The 21922-nt window shown below is 63.4% G+C and carries 20 protein-coding genes; 13 read left to right on the top strand and 7 right to left on the bottom strand.

Going from position 1 to position 21922, the window contains the following annotated elements; translation table 11 throughout:
• The first annotated feature begins 11 nt into the window (after positions 1 to 11).
• Positions 12 to 1301 carry a glutamate-1-semialdehyde 2,1-aminomutase gene (hemL, locus tag LVD11_RS12505; RefSeq protein ID WP_237059503.1) on the top strand — a complete coding sequence of 430 codons (1290 nt, stop codon included), beginning with the start codon at positions 12 to 14 and terminating at the stop codon, positions 1299 to 1301.
• 28 nt (positions 1302 to 1329) lie between these two features.
• Here hemL and LVD11_RS12500 read toward each other — a convergent pair whose 3' ends face one another.
• Positions 1330 to 1716 (bottom strand): MAPEG family protein, encoded by a 387-nt coding sequence (locus LVD11_RS12500; protein ID WP_237059501.1) that lies wholly within the window; start codon positions 1714 to 1716, stop codon positions 1330 to 1332.
• A gap of 132 nt (positions 1717 to 1848) precedes the next feature.
• Here LVD11_RS12500 and hemB point away from each other — a divergent pair, with 132 nt between their 5' ends.
• On the top strand, positions 1849 to 2862 hold the full coding sequence (gene hemB, locus LVD11_RS12495; RefSeq protein WP_237059499.1) for a porphobilinogen synthase: 1014 nt from the start codon (positions 1849 to 1851) through the stop codon (positions 2860 to 2862).
• Positions 2863 to 3150: 288 nt separating this feature from the next.
• On the opposite strand, the gene LVD11_RS12490 is transcribed toward hemB, so the two are convergent.
• Complete coding sequence (locus LVD11_RS12490; protein WP_237059497.1) at positions 3151 to 3780, bottom strand: NAD(P)H-dependent oxidoreductase; 630 nt, start codon at positions 3778 to 3780, stop codon at positions 3151 to 3153.
• A 192-nt stretch (positions 3781 to 3972) separates the two neighbouring features.
• Between LVD11_RS12490 and LVD11_RS12485 the strand changes: the two genes are divergently transcribed.
• The gene (locus tag LVD11_RS12485) at positions 3973 to 4326 is read left to right on the top strand and encodes a winged helix-turn-helix transcriptional regulator (protein ID WP_237059495.1); all 354 of its coding nucleotides are present in this window, start codon (positions 3973 to 3975) and stop codon (positions 4324 to 4326) included.
• 9 nt (positions 4327 to 4335) lie between these two features.
• On the opposite strand, the gene mrcB is transcribed toward LVD11_RS12485, so the two are convergent.
• Positions 4336 to 6996, bottom strand: a complete 2661-nt coding sequence (gene mrcB, locus LVD11_RS12480; protein WP_237059493.1) for a penicillin-binding protein 1B — start codon at positions 6994 to 6996, stop codon at positions 4336 to 4338.
• A 221-nt stretch (positions 6997 to 7217) separates the two neighbouring features.
• Between mrcB and LVD11_RS12475 the strand changes: the two genes are divergently transcribed.
• Entirely contained in the window at positions 7218 to 8246 is a 1029-nt protein-coding gene (locus LVD11_RS12475; RefSeq protein ID WP_237059492.1) for an adenosine kinase, read from the top strand.
• A gap of 12 nt (positions 8247 to 8258) precedes the next feature.
• Here the strand turns inward: LVD11_RS12475 and LVD11_RS12470 are convergent, their stop codons facing one another.
• From LVD11_RS12470 to LVD11_RS12455, 4 genes are all read right to left on the bottom strand, one after another.
• Complete coding sequence (locus LVD11_RS12470) at positions 8259 to 9980, bottom strand: putative bifunctional diguanylate cyclase/phosphodiesterase (protein ID WP_237059491.1); 1722 nt, start codon at positions 9978 to 9980, stop codon at positions 8259 to 8261.
• Between the two features lie 127 nt (positions 9981 to 10107).
• Positions 10108 to 10677 carry a YajG family lipoprotein gene (locus tag LVD11_RS12465; RefSeq protein ID WP_237059490.1) on the bottom strand — a complete coding sequence of 190 codons (570 nt, stop codon included), beginning with the start codon at positions 10675 to 10677 and terminating at the stop codon, positions 10108 to 10110.
• A gap of 63 nt (positions 10678 to 10740) precedes the next feature.
• Positions 10741 to 11187 (bottom strand): copper chaperone PCu(A)C, encoded by a 447-nt coding sequence (locus LVD11_RS12460; protein ID WP_237059489.1) that lies wholly within the window; start codon positions 11185 to 11187, stop codon positions 10741 to 10743.
• A 6-nt stretch (positions 11188 to 11193) separates the two neighbouring features.
• Positions 11194 to 11934 carry an N-acetylglucosaminyltransferase gene (locus tag LVD11_RS12455; protein ID WP_237059488.1) on the bottom strand — a complete coding sequence of 247 codons (741 nt, stop codon included), beginning with the start codon at positions 11932 to 11934 and terminating at the stop codon, positions 11194 to 11196.
• 135 nt (positions 11935 to 12069) lie between these two features.
• Here LVD11_RS12455 and LVD11_RS12450 point away from each other — a divergent pair, with 135 nt between their 5' ends.
• The 9 genes from LVD11_RS12450 (at position 12070) to purH (ending at position 21871) form a co-directional block, all read left to right on the top strand.
• Positions 12070 to 13854: a protein-disulfide reductase DsbD family protein gene (locus LVD11_RS12450; protein WP_237059486.1), complete on the top strand. Its 1785-nt coding sequence runs from the start codon at positions 12070 to 12072 to the stop codon at positions 13852 to 13854.
• A gap of 257 nt (positions 13855 to 14111) precedes the next feature.
• Positions 14112 to 14546: a type II 3-dehydroquinate dehydratase gene (gene aroQ, locus LVD11_RS12445; RefSeq protein WP_237059484.1), complete on the top strand. Its 435-nt coding sequence runs from the start codon at positions 14112 to 14114 to the stop codon at positions 14544 to 14546.
• Positions 14547 to 14588: 42 nt separating this feature from the next.
• Positions 14589 to 15062, top strand: a complete 474-nt coding sequence (gene accB, locus LVD11_RS12440; RefSeq protein ID WP_237059483.1) for an acetyl-CoA carboxylase biotin carboxyl carrier protein — start codon at positions 14589 to 14591, stop codon at positions 15060 to 15062.
• 15 nt (positions 15063 to 15077) lie between these two features.
• Complete coding sequence (gene accC / locus LVD11_RS12435; RefSeq protein ID WP_237059482.1) at positions 15078 to 16418, top strand: acetyl-CoA carboxylase biotin carboxylase subunit; 1341 nt, start codon at positions 15078 to 15080, stop codon at positions 16416 to 16418.
• A gap of 118 nt (positions 16419 to 16536) precedes the next feature.
• Complete coding sequence (gene prmA, locus LVD11_RS12430; RefSeq protein WP_237059481.1) at positions 16537 to 17418, top strand: 50S ribosomal protein L11 methyltransferase; 882 nt, start codon at positions 16537 to 16539, stop codon at positions 17416 to 17418.
• 104 nt (positions 17419 to 17522) lie between these two features.
• On the top strand, positions 17523 to 18656 hold the full coding sequence (locus LVD11_RS12425; protein WP_237059480.1) for a DUF3426 domain-containing protein: 1134 nt from the start codon (positions 17523 to 17525) through the stop codon (positions 18654 to 18656).
• A 232-nt stretch (positions 18657 to 18888) separates the two neighbouring features.
• The gene (dusB, locus tag LVD11_RS12420) at positions 18889 to 19827 is read left to right on the top strand and encodes a tRNA dihydrouridine synthase DusB (protein ID WP_237059550.1); all 939 of its coding nucleotides are present in this window, start codon (positions 18889 to 18891) and stop codon (positions 19825 to 19827) included.
• Complete coding sequence (gene fis, locus LVD11_RS12415) at positions 19824 to 20135, top strand: DNA-binding transcriptional regulator Fis (RefSeq protein WP_232940836.1); 312 nt, start codon at positions 19824 to 19826, stop codon at positions 20133 to 20135. The genes dusB and fis overlap by 4 nt, the downstream gene beginning before the upstream one ends.
• A gap of 164 nt (positions 20136 to 20299) precedes the next feature.
• Positions 20300 to 21871 carry a bifunctional phosphoribosylaminoimidazolecarboxamide formyltransferase/IMP cyclohydrolase gene (gene purH, locus LVD11_RS12410; protein ID WP_237059479.1) on the top strand — a complete coding sequence of 524 codons (1572 nt, stop codon included), beginning with the start codon at positions 20300 to 20302 and terminating at the stop codon, positions 21869 to 21871.
• Positions 21872 to 21922: the final 51 nt, after the last annotated feature.

Raw genomic sequence — 21922 nt, 5'->3', positions numbered from 1 at the left:
CGCAAATCGATATGAGCAAATCCGAGCAACTCTTTGCCGAAGCCCAGCAATTCATTCCCGGTGGCGTCAATTCGCCGGTGCGCGCCTTCCGCGCGGTCGGTGGCACACCGCTGTTTATCGAACGCGCCGAGGGCGCCTACCTGTTCGATGCAGACGGCAAGCGCTATGTCGATTACGTGCAATCCTGGGGGCCCATGGTGCTGGGGCACGCGCGGCCGGAGGTCATTGAGGCCGTGGTGGAGCAGGCCCAGTCCGGCCTCAGCTTCGGGGCCCCTACCGAGCTGGAGACAGAACTGGCAGAAGAGCTGTGCCGCCTGTGGCCAAACATGGATCTGGTGCGCTTCGTGAATTCCGGCACCGAGGCCACCATGAGCGCTATCCGGCTGGCCCGCGGCTATACCGGCCGCGACAAGATCGTGAAGTTCGAGGGCTGCTACCACGGACACTCCGACTCCCTGCTGGTCAAGGCCGGCTCCGGCGCCCTGACCATGGGCGTACCCTCCTCCCCCGGCGTGCCTGCCTCCCTCGCGGACCACACCATCACCCTGAATTACAACGACCCGGAATCGGTAAAACAGTGCTTTGCTGAAATCGGCGACCAGATTGCCTGCATCATCGTCGAGCCGGTGGCAGGCAATATGAACTGTGTGCCACCGGTACCCGGCTTCCTCGAAACCCTGCGGGAGGTGTGTGACCAGCACGGCGCGCTGCTGATCCTCGATGAAGTGATGACCGGATTCCGCGTCAGCCTGACCGGCGCGCAGGGTCATTACGGTATCGAGGCAGATATCACCACACTGGGCAAGGTCATCGGCGGCGGCATGCCGGTAGGTGCCTTCGGCGGCAAACGGAAGATCATGGAACAGATCGCGCCCCTGGGGCCGATCTACCAGGCCGGCACCCTGTCCGGTAATCCGGTCGGTATGGTGGCGGGCCTGGAGACCCTGCGCCTGGTACAGGAACCCGGGCTTTACGAGCAGCTGAACGAGCGGACGGAAACGCTGGTTAACGGGATCCTGGAAGCTGCGAAGGAAGCGGGGATACCCATGTCTGCCAACCGGGCCGGCAGCATGTTCGGCTTCTTCTTCACCGACGAACCCCGGGTGACCAACTACCAGCAGGTCATGGCCTGCAATAACGAGCAGTTCAACCGTTTCTTCCACGGCATGCTGGACGAAGGGGTATACCTGGCCCCGGCATCCTTCGAGGCCGGATTCATGTCCGCCGCCCACAGCAGTGAAGACATCGAGTATACGATCGCTGCCGCCCGCCGGGTGCTGGCTTCTATTGCCGGCAGCTGAAACCGGGGCTCGCCTGGCGGCAGTGCCGTCAGGCGGTCAACGCCGCCATGACCAGCAGTGTCATGCAGCAGGCGAAGCCCGCGAACCATACCAGGGAGCGGGCCGCGTGCCAGTCGCACAGGTAGCAGGCGCCATAGATCACGCGAATGCCGATAAAGGCCAGCGATAATCCCGCCAGCCAGGGCTCAGCAACCCCTGCCACCAGCGCCGCCAGGACCGCCGCGGCGAATACCGGCAGCGCCTCAAAGCTGTTGCGCTGTGCCCAGTCTGCCCGCTGTGACAGCCCCTTCTGCTCCTCGAGGTACTGGCGCGGAGCGCGGTTGTTATAGCGCCCGCGCCCACTGAGTTTCGCGGTCACTGTGAACAGGTAAGGCATAACGGCGGCCGCCAGCAGGCACCACAGGGCAACGGACATCGATGGTTCTCCTTTTGTTATCATTGCCGCCCGGATGACCCGGTGCGAGTCGCAGCGGCAGGGCCCGGCACTGCCGGCCGGGGTAATCACTCTCAAATCGATCCAATACTTTTCCTCACAAGGTCCAGTCCCATGAGTATCAGCCTTGAGCGCGGCCCCTTTCCCAACACCCGCATGCGCCGCCTGCGCGCCCGGAATTTTGCCCGTCGCCTGGTGCGGGAGCACCAGCTCTCCTGCGACGACCTGATTCTGCCCCTGTTTGTGATCGAGGGACGCGGCGAGACCCAGCAGGTGGCCTCCATGCCCGGGGTCGAGCGCCTGAGCGTCGACCTGCTCGCAACCAAGGCGAAAAAACTGGTTAGCCTGGGCATTCCGGCGGTGGCGCTGTTCCCGGTGGTTGATCCGTCGGCAAAATCGGCAGACGCCCGCGCCGCCTACGCCGCGGATGGCCTGGCCCAGCGCGCCGTACGCGAGCTGAAAAACGCCGCGCCGGAACTTGGCGTTATCACCGATGTGGCGCTGGACCCCTTTACCAGCCACGGCCAGGACGGCCTGATGGATGACAATGGCTATATCGTCAATGACGACACCGTCGAGGTACTTGTCGAGCAGGCCCTGTCCCATGCCGAGGCGGGGGCTGATGTGGTGGCCCCATCAGACATGATGGACGGCCGTATCGGTGCCATCCGCGCTGCGCTGGAGCATGATGGGCAGGTCAACACGCTCATCATGTCATACGCAGCAAAATACGCTTCGGCTTACTATGGCCCCTTCCGCGATGCCGTGGGATCCGCCGGCAACCTGAAAGGCGGCAGCAAGGCCAGCTACCAGATGGACCCGGCCAACAGCAACGAGGCCCTGCACGAATGCGCACTGGATGTTCGCGAGGGCGCAGACATGATTATGGTAAAGCCGGGCATGCCGTACCTGGACGTGGTGACCCGGGTCAAGCAAGAGCTGAAGGTGCCAACATTCGCCTACCAGGTCAGCGGTGAGTACGCCATGCACTGCGCCGCTTTCGATAATGGCTGGCTCGCGCGCGAGCCGGTAATACTGGAGTCACTGCTGGCGTTCAAGCGTGCCGGTGCAGACGGTATCCTCACCTACTTTGCCGAAGAGGCCGCTGAACTGATCCAGCGGTCGTGACCTGCCACGCCCCCGTCACGTCGATTCGCGACGGGGCAGTGGCCGCTGGCCATATGCTCAGCGGCCCCCAGCCAGGCCACCATTGAGGCGCAGCCGGCTATTCACTGCCAGCCCCAATTCCGGGCAGATCGCTGCCCAATGACAAAGTGATCGTGGGGAGTATCTCCACGTCCGAGAACGCGGGAAGCGTCCCGGAGGTAAACGGCAAGGCACCAGGGCTGCTGCAAATGTCTGTTCGGGGACAGGGAATAGCACGACAGAGGGAACGCCCTGATTCCCTATCCTGACTTATTGGCTCTCTAAGGCTGCACCGCTCTCCCGCGCAGCGCCGTCCAGATTGAGGTGTTTGCGCAGGTGCGCACGAAAACGCAGCTTGTCGTTCTCGGTATCGGGGTTTTTCATCACGTCATAGCAGACAAATGTCTCCAGTGGGGACATGTTGAAAAAGCGGAAATTCATATGAGCGGGCATAAACAGATCGTCGACACTACGCCCCTGGAACAGAAACTGATCCCTGTCCCCGAACGCATCCGCCGGCGCGTTGAAGGTCAGTGAGAGCATGTAACGCTTGTCGCCCAGCACACCACCGGTGCCATACTGCTTTTCAGGCTGGTCACGGTGCCGGCCATCGCCCGCGCAGAGCCGCCCGGACATGCCGGCGGTATAGACCTCGTCCATATATTTCTTGAAGGGCCAGGGCACGCCCATCCAGTTGACCGGGGTCTGCAACAGGATGACGTCAGCCCACTCGTGCTTTTCCAGCTCCCCCTCCACGTCATAGGCATCCTGCATGGTGGTGACTCTGACCGCGTGGCCGGCGGCTTCGGCTTCTTCCCTGGCGATCTCGACCATGGCAGCGTTCAGCTTGCCCTCTGAGAAGGGATAGTACTGGTGGGTATTGATGATGAAGAGGTTCACTCGTGACTCCGCAAATACAGTGAATGGATAAGCGGGCGGAATACTGTTACCTTAGGTTACCACTGTCAACCAGTATACTTTTTGTAACCACAGGGAGCGCTGGCGTGGCCGCACCTCGACCGCCCGCAGCCTGTATTGGCCGCCAGTGGTTGAAGGGAGCCGCCCGGCCGAGTCCAAACGGTAATGTGACCAATGAGTGAAACCAGAAGCGGACGCCCCGCTAACACCGGCGAAGCAGACACCTGCCTGGAGCCCTGCCCGATCGAACGGGGCATGCGCATTATTGGCGGGAAGTGGAAAGGTTCGATTCTCTGGCACTTGCAGCATGGCCCGGTTCGCTTCAACGAACTGGCGCGCCAGCTGGGTGGTGCGAGCAAGAAAATGGTGGACCAGAGGCTGAAGGAAATGGAAATCCAGGGGTTGGTGCGCCGCCAGGTGCTGAGCACCCGGCCAATCGCAGTAGCCTACGAGATCACCCCGTTCGGGCGCTCCTCTCTGGCGGTACTGGAACAGTTAAAAGACTGGGCGGAGACCAACGACATCTGACCCGGTGGGTCAGGGCCACTGGTCCTCCTCCCCGGGCCAGGGCTCGGCCTCCTCCACCGGGACCCCCTCCTGGCCACGGCGGCGCAGCTCCTCCCGCCGCCGCTCCTCTTCCTGCAGGCGCTCCTGCAGTATCCGCCGCTCCTCTGCGGCGCGGCGCTCTTCCTCCTGCCAGGCGTCATCCCGGGGTAGCTGGAGTGGTTCCTCCTCCCAACCCGGCTGCTGCCGCTGGTCATCCCGGCGTAATTGTTCCTGCAGCTGGCGTTCGCGTTCCCGCTGCCGGTCCTCCTCGTCCGGGTCCACGCCCCAGCCCGGGGTCATATCCTCGCGCGGGGCGGCATCATCCCTGCGGCTGTCGTCCTGGTCATCCCCGAAGAAATCGCGGAACCAGCGGAAACGGTCGCGACCGCGACATTCCGGCGCCGGTTCCAGCCGCGTTTCATGGGAAAACGGCAACTCCTTGCCGCCCCGGCAATACTCCGGGTTCATATACTGGCCACGCTCATTGACCGGCTTGAACTCCACACCACGCGGGGGCTCCACCCGGCCGTGACGATGCGGCAGCTTGCGCATGATCTCGGTCCAGATGGTGAGCGCGCCGGTGGCACCGGTCAGGCTGGTACGTTCATTATCATCGCGGCCCAGCCAGACCACCGCGGTCACGTCCGGGGAGAAACCGGCAAACCAGCTGTCGCGGTAGTCATTGGTGGTGCCGGTCTTGCCGGCAAAGGCCACACTGCCCGGCAGGCGCCGCATGGCACTCTTGCCGGTACCCTCGCGCATGGTCTGCTCCATGGCATAACGCAACAGGTAGGCAGGCACTGCGTCCACACCGCGGTTGCTGCGGCGGCGGAAGCGCTGTACCTGCTCGCCGTCCGCATTGGCCACCGCCAGCAGTGTCCGCGGCTCCACGTGCTCGCCGCCATTGGCGATGGTCTGGTACATGCCCGCAACCTCAAACGGGGTCATTTCCACGGCACCCAACAACAGGGCCGGCACCCGTGGCAGGTCGGCCTGCACTCCCAGCCGGCGGATGGTCTGGCGCACATTCTCCAGTCCCAGGTCCAGTCCCAGACGGGCAGTGGCCTGGTTGTAGGATTTAGCCAGTGCGAGATACAGCGGCGTTGGGCCATGGCTCTTGTTACCGAAATTGGCCGGCATCCACACGTCGCCATTGTCGCCCTCAACACGGATGGGCGCATCTTCAATCCTTGTCGCCAGGTTGTACTGATGGGGGCGCTCCAGCGCCGTGAGGTACACCGCTGGCTTGATCAGCGACCCGACCTGGCGGCGCGCCTCCAGTGCGCGATTGAACCCCGGATAGTGGGGCCGGCGGTCACCCACCATCGCCAGGACATTACCGCTATTGTTATCCAGCAGCACCGTTGCGGCCTGCAGCGAATCCGCCTGGATACCGCGGTCCTTCTCAATCTGCTCGGCACGGGCGCTCACCGCGTCCTCCGCCAGTTTCTGGATCGACGGCGAAAGCGAGGTATAAATCCGCAAGCCGGCGGTGCGCAACTCTTCATAGGAATAGTAGGGGCGTAGCTCTTCCAGCAACTGCTCGGTAAACGCCGGGTAGGGGTTCTGTGCCGCGGCCCCGGCACTGGCCACATCCAGTGGCCGGGAAATGTAGTCCTTGTGCTCCTCCGCGGTGATGAGCCCCTGCTCCATCATCACATCGAGGACTGTATTGCGGCGTTCCAGCGCACGCTTGGGGTGGCGCCAGGGATTGTAATAGGAGGCACCCTTCGCCAGGCCCACCAGCAAGGCCATCTCATGGGGTTCAAGGGTATCCAGCGGCTTCTGGAAATAGAATTCGGCCGCCAGGCCGAAGCCATAAATGGCCCGGCTGCCCTGCTGCCCGAGCCACACCTCGTTGATGTACTCCTGCAGGATATAGGGCTTGTCGTAATGCAGCTCCATCAGGATCGCCATCAGCGCTTCATTGATCTTGCGCCGCAGGCTCGGCTTGTGGTCGAAAAAGATGTTCTTGACCAGCTGCTGGGTGATCGTCGACCCCCCCTGAACCACACCACCGGCCTTGATATTGGCGATCATGGCCCGCGCAATACCGCGCGGGGACACGCCGAAGTGACGCAGGAAGTCCTGATCCTCCACCGCGATCAGCGTGTTGGCGAGCAGCGGGGGAATATCAGCGAAGCGCACCGGGTTGCGATCATCGCCGCCTCCCAGCAGGGTGCCTATAGGTGCAGCATCCAGGCGAAACTTGGCAATCTTCTGGCCATTTTCATCGCGCAGGTTGCTGAGTTCGTCATTGCGCAGGCGGAACGTCACCTGGGCCGCCGGCTCGCGCCCATCGGCATGGGCGAAGTCACGCCGCCAGATACGGAACGCCATGCCCTCACGATGCCACTGGCCAGGCTCTGTCAGCGGCTTTTTCTCCCGGTAGGAGAGCGCATCGAATTCCGCCATCAGCTCATCGGGGCGCAGGGCCATTCCCTCCCGCAGCACCAGCGGGCGTGCAAATACCCTGGCCGGCAGCTGGTACTGGCGACTATCGAGTCGCTCACGCAGTTGCATGTCCAGGTAGACCATATAGCCCGCTAGGGCCAGGGCGCCGACCAGCGCCAACAGCCCCAGCCTGACGAGCCAGCGGTGCAGTCGTGCCTGTTTTGAAGATTTCGTGCGCTTGCGCTTAGTTGCAGCCATAGCGATGCAGTACCAACCCAATACGTAAACTATAGATAGGGAGACGCCGGCGCCGTTCCCTAAATGTCCTGCCAGAGCCCGGGCCAGCAATGCACACCCCGGGCCGGGCATTTATAAGCCCTGCGCCGGACATGTCAAACCCGCCCGACTTGCACTTGGCCTGCCGGCGGCCATAATGCCCCCTGAACCAGCCCCGAATCCATCCCCGAGCAAGGATCCTTATGCACCAGTACGATCTATACGGCATTGGCGCCGCCCTCCTGGACACCGAGATTGAGGTCAGCGACGGCGACCTGCAGTCACTGGGCGTCGATAAGGGCGTCATGACCCTGGTGGATGAGCCGCGCCAGGCACAGCTGGTCAGTGACCTGCGCGACCACCTGGTAACCGCCAAGCGCGCCTGCGGTGGATCCGGGGCCAATACCGTCATCACCGCCAGCTACCTCGGGCTGCGCACCTTCTATTCCTGCAAGGTGGCTGATGATGACAACGGGGACTTCTACCGGGCCGACCTGTCCCGCGCCGGCGTGTCCTACCCGGGCGCGCTGGAACAGGCCGACGCCGGCATCACCGGGAAGTGCCTGGTGCTGGTGACACCGGACGCCGAGCGCAGCATGAACACCTTCCTGGGGATCAGCGGGCAGCTGTCCGTGGCCGAGCTGGACCGCGAGGCCCTGCGGGCGTCCCGCTGGGCCTATATCGAGGGCTACCTGGTCTCTTCCGACACCGGCCGGGAAGCAGCGATCACCCTCCGCGAGGAAGCCGAGGCCGCAGGCGTCAAAACAGCCCTGAGCCTATCGGACCCCGCGATGGTCCAGCTGTTCCATAAGGGGCTCGGAGAAATGATCGGCAACGGCGTTGACCTGCTGTTCTGCAACCGGGATGAAGCCCTGGGCTATACCCGCACGGACTCCATCGAGGCCGCCGCGACAGCACTGATGCAACGGTGCCGCAGCTTCGCCATCACCCTGGGCGGAGATGGCGCACTGGTCTGGGACGGCGAGCAGCAGCACCGGGTAACGGCACCGAAAGTGCACGCCATCGATACCAACGGCGCCGGCGATACCTTCGCAGGAGCATTCCTGTACGGCCTTAACCGGGGCATGGGGTTTGCGGAAGCGGGTCGACTGGCCTGCCGCGCCGCTGCCCGGGTGGTCAGCCAGTACGGACCGCGCCTGCGGGCTGGACAGTATGGGGACCTGCAGCAGGAACCGGCACTGGCGGAAGGTAACGGCGGCGCGGCGAACTGAAGCCCGGGGACCTCAGAAGCCGGAGTCCACGGCGGGAAACTCGGCCGCTGCCGCGATACCGAATCCCTGGGCGTAATCGACTCCCATCTGCCGCAGCCTCTCCATCAGCTCTGGACTTTCCACGTATTCGGCGATGGTACTGATACCCATCTGCTTGGCCAGGTGATCGATGGTACTCACCATGGCGCTGTCGATTTCATCCTCAAGCATATTGCGCACAAAGCTGCCATCGATTTTCAGGTAATCCACCGGGAGCTGTCGCAGGTAGGCCAGGGAAGATGCACCCTGGCCAAAATCATCCAGCGCAAAGCTGCAGCCTGCCGCCCGCAGCCTGTGGATGAAGATCAGCGCCCGCTGCAGGTTGTTGATGGCACTGGTCTCGGTAATTTCGAACTGCACACGGGAGGGGGCCACCCCCGCATCCGCCAGCTCTGCCAGCACAAACTCGACAAAAGACTCATCTCCCAGGCTCAAGCCAGAAATATTGATGGCATAACTTGCCTGCTCACCGCCCTGCTCTGCCGCCATATGCTGGAATACCCGGCGAATGACCCAGCGATCCACTTCCTCGATCAGGCCGTATCGCTCTGCCGCCGGCAGGAACATTCCGGGAGGGATCACGTCGCCGTCGAGGCCGCGCATCCGCACCAGAACCTCGTAGTGGTGCACAGCGCACTCGCCCGCAAGGCTCACCACCGGCTGGCGGTGCAGCAACAACCGGTCTTCCCGCAGGGCGGCGTGAATTTCAGCCACCCAGATTGTCTGGCGACGCTTCTCAAGCACCTTGCGCGAATCGCTGAACAGCTTGACCCGGTTGCGCCCCTGGTCCCGGGCGGCACTGCAGGCATCATTGGCCGAAGCCAGCAGCTGGCTCACCGAACTGGCATGGTGATCGACGGTGACCGCACCGATGGACAGCGCCACCCGGCTGTCACTGCCTTCCCACTGGAACGAGAAGGCCTTGACTGCCTCCCGCAGGCGCAGCACCACTCGTCGCGCCTCCTCGATGGAACAGTCCCGCAGCAGGATGGCAAACTCGTCGCTGCCCACCCGGGCGAACAGGTCCCCCCGGGCCAGGCAGGCCGCGAGCACTTCCGCCAGCTGCACCAGCAACTGATCACCGGCGCGGTATCCCAGGGTGTCGTTCACGACCTTGAACTGGTACACATCAAGGTAAAGAAGCACGTGGTGTCGGCGCCGGTCCTCGCAGGCAGCCAGGATCTGCTGGAGTTCCGACTCAAACAACTGTCGATTGGGCAGGTGCGTCAGGGCGTCGTGGGTGTTCTGCCAGCTGAGGCGGGAGGAGAGGCGACGCGCGGCTGAGGTATCGCGGAGGATGACGACGAACCCCTCAACCGCGGCCCCCTCGCGCACCACATTCACAGACAGGCTCAGGGGGGGCGGCGGGTCCTGGTCTCCCCCGGGGCACTGCAGGTAGGCCGTCAATTCATGGGAGGACACATCGACGCCTTCAAGCAACAGCGGTGGCAATCGCTCACCGTGTTCGTCCCACAGAGACAATCGCTCATTAAGCAACTCGCCCGGCAGGAGGCTTGCCGCGCCCCCGGTGAGCTCCGCCACCAGGGGGTTGCAATAGGTGATCCTGCCGCTCGCATCGGTTACCAGCACGCCATCGGCCACGGCTCCCAGCGCCAGCTCAGCGGCTGCCCCGCTGATCCGGCCGGCCGCGGCCTGGGCATGCCCCGCCAGGGTCAGCGGCCCAAGTTCAGACATGGTTTTCGGATCGAATTTAGTCAAGGTTGCGGGCTCACAGTGTTCTCGGCTATCCCTGCCTCGCGTGCGCTAGGCGCCCGCCGGGGATGCGGCTCCCGGCGCGCCGGCACCGGGTCGCAAACGCCTGTCAGAGGTTTGCACGCAGGAAGCTCTTGAGTTTTTCGTCTTCGAATGCCCGCTGCAGAGTCGCGCTCAGCAGGCCATTGATCCGCCCTTCCACTTCCTCTTTGGCCGGCTTGATCAGGTTGCGATCCTTACCGCTGGAACGGTAATTGCCGTAGTAAGTGGAACCACCAATGGTTACGGCCAGCTGCACTTCCGCGGATGAATCCACTTTGCTCGTTACCAGGCCATTCGGGCTGTCGTACTTCAGGCTGGTCAGGCTGGCAACAACCTGCACATCCGCACCACTGAAGACCGGCTCGAAGGACCAGGCCCGGAAGCCCTCCTTGAGTGTTTCCGCCAGTGCATCCTCGACGTTATTACCCAGCCGTACCTGGGACTGGTCGGCATAAATACCCCCGAGCGAACCGAGCCCCCCACCAGGCAGCTTGTCGGCCCCCTGTACACTGACCGTGAAGCCGGTACCGAAAGCCTCGGGAGCAACATCCACCTGCGGGCGTACCTGAATCTCCACCGGGCTGTGGGCACAGGCCACCATCCATACCGCCAGCAGACTGATCATGATTTTTTTCATCGATACCTCCGGGTTTGTCATTCTCGGCCCGCACCTGCGGGCCCTGCATTCCTGTTTAGCGCTTTAGCCATGGTGATGGTGGGCCTGTTCGGCCGCACTCCGCACCGGCACATTGACGAGCCGCACCTCGCCGTCGGCGAAGTGCAGTCGCAGTTGGACTTGCTCTCCCGCCGCGAGTTCTGCCCCACTGAGCATCAGGTGTAACCCGCCCGGAGCCATGGTGACAGTACTGGCTGCGGGAAGCGGCAGTGTCGCCAGGGGACGCATGCGGCTGACGCCGCTTTCACTGACGGTGGTGTGCAAGCTTACGCTGCCGTGCTCAAACTGCGCTAACTCTACCTTCTGTAGGCTGCGCGGGGTATCCCCGTCGTTGCGCAGGGTCAGGTAGGCTGCTGCCATATTGGCCCCGGGCAGGGTCTCGCGGGCATAACCGCCGACTTCAAGGACTCCTGCCCCCAGGGCGTTGCTGGAGAGCAGCGCCAGTACCAGGGTGAAAAGAGATGCTCTCATCACGGTTCAGTTATCTCCCATGGAGCCGGTAAGGATGACCTGTGGCGTGCCACCCACCTTGATATCGCCACGCACGCGATAGCCCGGCACGGCCTCGCGCAGCTGCTGGTATATCCAGCGGCCCTCGGCGTCCTGGCGCGCCACAATGATGATGCGCTGGTTTTCCCGGCGGATACGCCGGGCCAGGTCCTGTAGTTTTGCCACCATGTCCGGGGATTTTGCCGAAAGCGCCCCCGGAGATAGCGGGACCGACTCCCCCTCCGGCAACCCGGCGCTGGCCCGGCTGCGCTCCTGCGCCAGCTGGGCGCGGACCTCATCGACGAGCGGGTTGTCCGGCGCCAGTTCGTCGGCGCGATTCAGGTAGGTGCTGACCTCACCGAAGGACCGGCGCCGTAGCGCATCCCTTGCCCGCTCAACGAACTCGATCACAATCGTCTGGATACCACTGGCCGCACGTCGGTTGTCCGGGTCCAGCTGGCGCACACGAAGATAGTAATCAAAGGCACTGGCACCAGCCGGCCGGGTCAGGAAGCCCTGGCGCTGTGCCGCCTCTGCACGGGCGAGGAAAAACTCAACGTTGCGCTGGCGGATTTCTTCCGGCGAAGGACCGGCCGGCTTGGCCGGCTCCGGCAACGGCACCGCGCGCGGCACGGGAGCCGGCGGCGAAGTCACACACCCAGTGACCAGTGACGCCAGCACCGTCGCGACGGCAACTGCACGGAAGCCCGAAACTGTGGACAAGCCCATTCCTCGATGTTGTTTTTTTGTACCGTTTTTTTGCACCGCAGTCACCGTTATACTGCTTCCGGCGCCGGTTGCGCAATGAACCAGTGCCAGTCCGGACAGTCAGATTAATGCTGACTGTAATGAATTTGAACTGTGATGACTGTGATGACCAACGGTTTACGAAAAAAATTCCCCGTCTTGCTGATTCTGGCCACCCTGATTCTCGGCGGGGCACAGGCTATTGCCCAGGCATCCCAGTCGCCATTTGGCCCCCCGGCCACCGGCGCAACCACGGACGACGCCTTTCTCCCGGTCGATGAGGCCTACCGGCAGGACTTCCTGTTCAGTGCCGCAGGCGCCAGTACCATCTTCCAGATCGCCGATGGCTACTACCTTTACCGCGACAAGCTCGCCCTCTACAGCATTGATGGCGACCAGCGCACAGAGCTGCCCCTCAACCTTCCCGCGGGCGAGGTCATCTGGGACGACTACTTCGAGAAGGAGACCGAAGTCTATCGGCTGCAACTGGAGATTCCGCTGCCGGAGTCGACCGATATCACGCGCGTGGAACTCCACTACCAGGGCTGCGCCGATGCCGGCCTGTGCTACCCGCCACAGACCCGGCAATTCGACCTGGACCACCAGCAGGGCAACGCAATCCCGGTCAGCACCAGCGTCCCGCCCGTAGCACCTCCCGCAGCCGGTACCGGCGCTGACAGCCCGGCACTGTCCCTACCCTTTGCCCTGCTGGGGGCCTTTATCGGCGGCCTTATCCTGAACCTCATGCCCTGCGTCTTCCCGGTACTGTCCATCAAGCTGCTGGCAATCAGCGAGGCGGCCCGCGAACCCGCACAACGCCATGCCCACGGCTGGGCCTATGCCACCGGCGTGGTGGCCAGCTTCGTGGGCATTGCCGGACTGATGCTGGTGCTGCGTGCCGGCGGTGAGGCGATCGGCTGGGGCTTCCAGCTCCAGTCACCGGTTCTGGTGGCAGCCCTTGTCTACCTCTTTTTTGCCATGGGACTGAGCCTGTCCGGGGTCACCGAGCTCGGCAGTCGCCTGATGGGCCTGGGCAACGGTGTCGGCAACGCAAAGGGCCTGCGCGGTTCGGTCGCCACCGGCGCCCTCGCCTCAATCGTGGCCAGCCCCTGCACCGCCCCGCTGATGGGCTCTGCACTCGGGTTTGCAGTCACCCAGCCGGCACCCGTGGCCCTGTCGGTATTCGCGGCACTGGGTGCCGGGATGGCCGCCCCCTTCGTCGCCCTGACGTATGTACCGACACTGGTGGAGCGGCTGCCACGGCCGGGCCCCTGGATGGACCGCTTCAAGCAGTTGCTCGCCTTTCCCATGTACCTCACCGCGGTCTGGCTACTGTGGGTGCTGGGCCGGCAGAGCGGCAGCGACGGCGTGGCGCTGGTGCTTGCGGGCGCCGTGGCCATCGCCTTCGCACTTTGGCTGTGGCCGAGGCCCCAGTGGCACTGGGTCAGGGGCGGTGCGGCTATTGCCGCCATTGCGGTCGCCGCGGCCCTGCTGCCGCGCCTGGAAACCGTGAACCAGGTGGCGACCAGCTCCGGTTACTGGGAAGCCTACTCACCGGAACGGCTGGAGCGGGCCCGCAGCGAGGGTCGCCCGGTGCTGGCCAACATGACAGCCGCATGGTGTATCACCTGCCTGGCCAATGAAAAAGTGGTACTTTCGAGCGAGGATGTGACCAGTGCCATCGAGGAGCTGGGCATTGTGGCCCTCAAGGGAGACTGGACCAACCAGGATCCGCGGATCAGTGACCTACTCGCACGTCACGGCCGCACCAGCGTACCCCTCTATCTGCTCTATCCCGCCGGCGGTGGGGAGCCCCGCATACTGCCCCAGGTCCTCAGCCGCGATGATCTCCTGGAGGCCCTGGACGCAGCAGCCCGGCCGCCCGCGTCCGCCAGCCTGTGACCAACCGGTCTTTATAGCCAACCAGCCCGGCAATCAAGCCAGCGCGCCTCGCATAGTTAGCTGATATAGCGGCAAATTTCGTCGAACTGCGCCTAACGTCAATAATCCGTGCGCCAGAGCATGGACAGGGGGTCATTTTTGGGGCACACTCGCCCCGATTGTGGGCCTCCGGGACGGAAATGTGACTGTTCCCGGCAAGTTAGCCAATTTTCGCTATTTTTTTGTGACCGTTTCACGCTTTTTCTTCAGGACAAGCTATGGCACGCCTCCTTCTACTGCACGGACCCAATCTCAACCTGCTGGGCACGCGGGAACCGGCGGTTTATGGCGCAACCACGCTGGCGGAAATTGATCATGCGGCGCGCGAGCAATGTGCGGCCGCCGGACACCAGCTGGAATCCCTGCAGAGCAACAGTGAGGCGGAACTTATTGAGCGGGTGCACACCGCGGGCCGCGAGGGCATCGACTGCATCGTGATCAATCCCGCCGCCTTCACCCACACCAGCGTGGCCCTGCGCGACGCGCTGGCGGCAGTGGCAATCCCGTTTATCGAGGTGCACCTGTCGAACGTCCATGCGCGGGAAGAATTCCGCCGCCATTCATTCTTTTCCGACCTGGCTCGGGGAGTGATCTGCGGCTTCGGCCCGGCAAGTTACACCCTGGCGCTGGAGGCGGCGCTGCAAGACCTTTAACCAACCCAATACTGTCATCACCCAAGACTGCGAGTGAGAACTATGGATATCCGCAAAATTAAGAAACTGATTGAACTGCTCGAAGAATCGGATATCGGCGAGCTGGAGATCAAGGAAGGCGAAGAGTCGGTGCGCATCAGCCGCGGCGTCAGCAATGCCCCGCAACCGATGATGCAGATGCCGGCCCAGATGGCTGCAGCGCCCGCCGCCCCGGCAGCCGCTCCCGCGGAAGCCCCGGCAGCCCCGGCCGGCGAGCCTGAGGAATCCGTGCCGGCCCTGACCGGCCATGCGGTCAAGTCACCGATGGTTGGCACCTACTACGCCGCACCCAGCCCGGGCGCAGAGCCGTTTGTGAAGGTGGGCCAGGAGGTGAAGCCCGGTGATGTGGTCTGCATCGTCGAGGCCATGAAAATGATGAACCAGATCGAGGCGGACAAGGCCGGCACCATCGAGAGCATCCTGGTTGAGGATGGCCAGCCGGTAGAATTCGACCAGCCGCTCGTCACCATCGTCTGACCGGGATAATCCAGCATGTTTGATAAAGTACTGATTGCCAACCGGGGGGAGATCGCGCTGCGTATCCTGCGCGCCTGCAAGGAGATGGGCATCTCCACCGTTGCCGTGCACTCGCAGGTGGACCGCGACCTCAAGCATGTGCGCCTCGCCGACGAGGCCGTGTGCATCGGCCCCAACCCGTCCCCGCAAAGTTACCTGAATATTCCGGCGATCATCTCGGCGATGGAGATCACCGATTCCGTGGCGGTGCACCCCGGCTACGGCTTTCTCGCCGAAAATGCCGATTTCGCCGAGCAGGTCCAGAAGAGCGGCTTCACCTTTATCGGCCCGGACGCGGACGTGATCCGGCTGATGGGCGACAAGGTATCCGCGATCGCCGCCATGAAGAAGGCCGGCGTCCCCACCGTGCCGGGCTCCAACGGGTCACTGCCTGAAAACGGCGACCGCTGTATCGAGATCGCCCGGGAGATCGGTTACCCGGTGATCATCAAGGCCGCCGCCGGCGGTGGTGGCCGCGGCATGCGCGTGGTGCATACCGAGGCGGCCCTGCTCAATGCCATCTCCGTGACCAAGTCCGAAGCCGGTGCCGCCTTTGGCGACAGCACCGTCTATATGGAGAAGTTCCTGCAGAACCCGCGGCACGTGGAAATCCAGGTAATGTCGGATGGCCAGGGCAACGCCATTCACCTGGGCGACCGCGACTGCTCGCTGCAGCGCCGCCACCAGAAGGTGCTCGAGGAAGCGCCGGCCCCCGGCATTCCCGACGATGTCCGCCGCGACGTGCAGGAGTCCTGCGTCCAGGCGTGTATCGATATCGGTTATCGCGGTGCTGGCACCTTCGAGTTCCTGTACGAGGACGAGCGTTTCTACTTCATCGAGATGAATACCCGCATCCAGGTAGAGCACCCGGTTACCGAGATGGTTACCGGCGTCGACCTGATCAAGGAACAGATCCGCGTGTGCGCCGGAGAGAAGCTTTCCATCCGCCAGGAAGACGTGGTGATCCGCGGTCACGCCTTCGAATGCCGCATCAATGCCGAGGACCCGAAGACTTTCTTCCCCTGCCCCGGTAAGGTCAACAACTTCCACACCCCCGGCGGCCTGGGCGTGCGGGTGGACTCACACCTGTACTCGGGCTACACGGTTCCGGCCAACTACGACTCGATGATCGCCAAGGTGATCACCCACGCCGAGAATCGTGAGGAGGCGCTGGCGCGTATGCGCGTGGCCCTCTCCGAGCTCATCGTTGACGGCATCAAGACCAATATCCCGCTGCAGGAGGAGCTGGTCCGCGACAGCGCCTTTGCCGAGGGCGGGGTCAATATCCACTACCTGGAAAAGAAGCTGGGTCTCTGACCCGGCACAGCCGGCCGCGCCAGGGAAAGGCGCGGCGGGCTTGCTCCCGGCCACCTGCCGGACTACCTTACCCGCCCGTGCGCATCCTGGCGCCCCTTCCCTACCTGAGGTTTTTGCCATGCCCTGGCTACAATTGCGCGTTGACACCAACCGCGAACGCGCAGAACAGATCGAGGATGCCCTGCTGTTCGCGGGGGCAGTATCCGTCACCCTGCAGGACAACGCCGACCAGCCAATCCTCGAGCCGGGCCTGGGCGAGGTGCCACTCTGGGATGAGACCCGGGTTACCGGGCTGTTCGACGCCGAGGTGGATACCGCAGTCGCCGAGGCACGTGCGGCGTCCAGCCTGGGCGAGGCATTGCCGAATGCGCGCTGGGAGCAGCTTGAGGACAAGGACTGGGAGCGCGAGTGGATGGCCCACTACCACCCGATCCAGTGTGGCGACAACCTGTGGATCTGCCCCAGCTGGTGTGAGCCGCCGGCACCGGACGCGGTAAACCTGATGCTCGACCCCGGCCTGGCCTTCGGCACCGGCACCCACCCGACCACTTTCCTGTGTCTCGAGTGGCTGGCGCGGGAGCCCGTTGCGGGCAAGAGCGTCATCGACTTCGGTTGCGGCTCAGGCATCCTGGGCATTGCCGCGCTGCTGCTGGGTGCCGAACACGCGCTGGGCACCGATATCGATCCCCAGGCACTGCGCGCCAGCGCCGACAATGCGGTCCGCAACGGGCTGGCCCCGGAGCAATTCCCGGTCTTTATGCCGGAGAAGCTGCCGCAGGCGCCAGTGGACCTGGTACTGGCCAATATCCTGGCGGGGCCTCTTGTGGAACTGGCGCCCAAACTGATCGCCCTCACCCGCCCCGGCGGCCGCCTGTGCCTCTCCGGCATCCTCGCCTCCCAGGCCGAGCAGGTGCGCGAAGCGTACAGTCCCTGGGTCGAGTTTGAGGAGGACGGGCAGCGGGAGGACTGGGTTCGATTGAGCGGCACCCGGCGCAGTTAGGGAGCAACCACTCACCCGGACTACATACTCGCCCTTACACGGTCTTGCCCCGCAGCTCCGAGGGCGCCTAAACTTGGCCACCCAATAAATTCTGCCAAAGTCGAATGTCGCAACTGGTTACCCGCTGCCCCCACTGCAGCACGTCTTTTCATGTCAGCGAACAGCAGCTACGTGCCGCTCGAGGCGCCGTGCGCTGTGGTTCCTGCCTGCAGGTCTTCCGCGCCGACGAGAATATTCTTTTCGCCGACAGCGAAGTCGATTCGGAGAAGGATCTGGAAGCCCTGCTGGAAGACGACGACTTCCTGATCCACGACGACATACTGCTGGAGGACGGCGAAAGGCCGACGCCGCCAACCGTGGCGACCAGTGCGACAGCAGATTCCCCCGCCGGCGACACCGGGGACGCTGACCAGCCCCTGATCGGCGACGCCTTTGGCGAGAGCCAGTGGCGAGACCTTGATGCCAGGGAAGATGATGCCCCCTCCCCGGCGGAGCCGGACATCGAGGACGTGCTCAAGGAGGACAGCGACCCGGTCGCAGGCGACGAATTGCCGGAAACCCTGCGCAGCCCGGGCCGGGACGAATACGCCCCACACGACGATATACCGGCCGGAGATCTTCCCCCGGGTCCAGGGGAGGATCACCGAACTCGCAGCAGTGCCGATACCTCTCTGCCCGGGGATCAACGCCCCGAGCGCGAGCGCCTGCTGTCCTCAATCGAACCGGCGCCACTGGAGGTGAGCTGGGCACCACAACAACAGCGACGTGTGCCCGGCTGGCTGTGGGCCATACTGGCCCTGGTGCTGTCCGCAGGACTGGTGGCACAACTGGGCTTCTATCGCTTTGACAGCCTGGCCCGCCTCCAACCCTGGCGGACTGTGTTCGACTGGGCCTGCCCGACACTCGGCTGCGAGCTACCGCAACTCCGGGACCTGCACGCAATCCGCACCTCCAACCTGGTGGTCCGCAGCCATCCGGAGATCGACGGCGCGCTGGTGGTGGATGCGGTAATGCTGAACACAGCGGCCTTCGACCAGCCCTTCCCGGACCTGTTGCTGCGCTTCAGCAACCTGAAAAACCAGCCGGTCGCCAGCCGCCGCTTCCGCCCGCGCGAATACCTGCAGGGTGAGCTGGCGGGCCGCAAGGAAATGCCGTCCGGCAGCCCGGTGCATATCGCCATCGAGATCGAGGATCCGGGCCGGGAGGCCATCAACTATGAATTGCTCACGGCCGAATGACCGTGGAGACAGCGCCAAAATGGCGTAATTGGCGCTTAAAGCGGCGAAAACTGCGCAATCATCAACCTAAACGCGCAGCTTGCAACCAATTTGCACGGTTTTTCGCTTTTCCATTTCCGGGCCAGCCGCTATCATAGGCGCCTCTTTTGACGCCCAGTCCGCGGAGCAAATCTTGTCGAGCAACATCGCCATCGGGCCCTACATTATCGGCAACCCGGTAATTCTGGCACCGATGGCCGGTGTTACCGACCGCCCCTTCCGCCAACTATGCAGGCGCATGGGTGCGGGCCTGGTGGTATCCGAGATGGTGACCTCGGACACGCGCCTATGGAACAGCCGCAAGTCGCGCCTGCGGCTCGACCATAGTGGCGAAGAGGACCCGATCTCGGTACAGATCGCCGGCGGGGACCCGGAAATGATGGCCGAGGCGGCGCGGGAGAATGTGCGCCGGGGCGCCCAGATCATCGATATCAACATGGGTTGCCCAGCAAAAAAGGTGTGCAAGAAAGCGGCGGGCTCCGCCCTGCTGCGGGACGAAAAACTGGTGGGGGAAATCCTCAAGGCCGTGGTCGAAGCGGTACCGGTGCCGGTGACGCTGAAGATCCGTACCGGCTGGTGCACGGAATCACGCAATGGTGTCACCGTGGCCAGGATGGCAGAGGAACTGGGCATCACAGCCCTGGCCGTACACGGGCGCACCCGCGCCTGTGGCTACCACGGGCAGGCTGAATTCGATACCATTGCCGAAATTGTATCCAGGGTGAAGATCCCGGTTTTCGCCAATGGGGACATTACCGGTGCCGAACGCGCCCGCGAGGTGCTCGACTACACCGGAGCCGCTGCAGTGATGATTGGCCGGGCAGCGCAGGGACGGCCATGGATATTTCGGGAAATAGCCCACTACCTCGCCACCGGCGAGCGGCTGCCCGAACCCTCACCGGAAGAAGTAAGGGATATTTTGCTCGCCCACTTGGGTGAATTGCACCGTTTTTACGGTGAAGTGATGGGGGTCCGTATCGCCCGCAAGCATGTGGGTTGGTACCTGAAGACACTCGCGGACAGCGAGTCCTTTCGCAAGACCTTTTTCCAACTAGACAGCGCAGAAGCACAACATGCCAGCGTTCAAGAGTGGTTTGAACGCCGAATAACGAGAGGGGCACAAGCGGCATGAACAACGAAGCAATCATTCCGGATACGGGCAACGAAGAAGAAGTAGCCACCGGGGGCCAGACGCAACTCCAGCAGCCGCAGCAGCAGTCCCTGCGCGATGCGGTGGAGCACGCGATGGAGAACTACTTCCGGCATCTGGACGGCCAGATGGTCACCGATGTCTACGATATGGTCCTGTCCGAGATCGAAGCGCCTATGCTGGAAGTGGTGATGAAATACACCCGCCACAACCAGACCCGTGCGGCCCAGCTGCTGGGACTGAATCGCGGCACCCTGCGCAAGAAACTGAAACGTTACGGACTCCTCTGAGCCCGGGCGCACAGCGCACTGTATATCGCGAGGGGGGATGGGGACACTCATCCCCCCTCACTATTTACTGTAAGTCGATTTTACCGGCACCGGGACTCCCCGGGCCTCGCCGCTGACGGGATCGGCGGCACAACCCCTTTCAGAAAACAGACGGACCCAATGTTATGACTGACAAGGTTGCGATTCGCCGCGCGCTGATCAGCGTGTCGGACAAGACCGGAATCGTTGAATTCGCCCGCGAGCTGTCCGCCATGGGCGTGGAACTCCTCTCGACCGGGGGTACCCACCGCCAGCTCAAGGAAGCCGGTATCCCGGTGGTTGAAGTCTCCGACTACACCGGTTTCCCGGAGATGATGGACGGGCGGGTGAAGACCCTGCACCCGAAAGTCCACGGCGGCATCCTGGGCCGTCGCGGCACTGACGACAGCGTGATGTCAGAGCACGGCATCACCCCCATAGATATGGTGGTGGTCAACCTCTACCCGTTCGCCCAGACCGTGGCGAAGCCGGACTGCACGCTGCCTGACGCCATTGAGAATATCGATATAGGCGGCCCCACCATGGTCCGCGCCGCCGCCAAGAACCACAAGGATGTCGCCATTGTGGTCAATGCCGCCGACTACGACGGCATCATCACCGAGATGAAGGCCACCGACGGCGCTCTCGACCAGGCCCGCCGCTTCGACCTTGCGGTCAAGGCGTTCGAGCACACCGCCGGCTACGACGGCGCCATCGCCAACTACCTGGGCGCCATCAAGGACGGAGAGAAGGAGCCCTTCCCGCGTACCTTCAACAGCCAGTTCATCAAGAAGATGGACCTGCGCTACGGCGAGAACCCGCACCAGAAGTCCGCCTTTTACGTGGAGGCCAACCCCGCCGAGGCGAGCATCGCCACTGCCGAGCAGCTGCAGGGCAAGGAACTGAGCTACAACAACATCGCCGACACCGATGCGGCACTGGAGTGCGTCAAGGCCTTTGACGAACCCGCCTGTGTGATCGTCAAGCATGCCAACCCCTGTGGCGTGGCCATCGCTGACAATATCCGCAAGGCGTACGACCTGGCATTCGATACCGACAGCGAATCCGCGTTCGGCGGCATTATTGCCTTCAACCGGGAACTGGACGGGGACACCGCCAGGGCCATCGTCGAGCGGCAGTTTGTCGAGGTGATCATCGCCCCGGCCATTTCTGCAGAGGCCCGGGCCGCCGTGGCCGAGAAGAAAAACGTGCGCCTGCTGGCCTGCGGCGAGTGGAGCACCGAGCGCACCCCGCCCCTGGACTACAAGCGCGTCAATGGCGGGCTGCTGGTGCAGGACCGCGACGACGGCATCATTACCGCCGCGGACCTGAAGGTGGTCAGCAAGCGCCAACCCAGCGAAGCGGAAATCCGCGACCTGCTGTTCACCTGGAAAGTCGCGAAATTCGTCAAATCCAATGCCATCGTCTATGGCAAGGACGGCCGCACCATCGGTGTGGGCGCCGGCCAGATGAGCCGTGTCAACTCCGCGCGTATTGCCGCCATCAAGGCCGATCACGCGGGGCTGGAAGTACAGGGTTCGGTAATGGCCTCAGACGCCTTTTTCCCCTTCCGCGACGGCATCGACAATGCTGCCAAGGTCGGCATCAGTTGTGTCATCCAGCCGGGCGGCTCTATCCGCGACGACGAGGTGATCGCCGCAGCCGACGAGCACGATATGGCCATGGTCTTCACCGGCATGCGCCACTTCCGGCACTGATCGCAGCGGCAACGGCAAAGCCGGGATTTGTCCCGGCTTTGCCCGTTCGCC

It is taken from the genome of Microbulbifer sediminum, assembly GCF_021729035.1.
GTDB classification, from domain to species: domain Bacteria; phylum Pseudomonadota; class Gammaproteobacteria; order Pseudomonadales; family Cellvibrionaceae; genus Microbulbifer; species Microbulbifer sediminum.
This window is presented reverse-complemented; position numbering and strand designations above follow the sequence as displayed.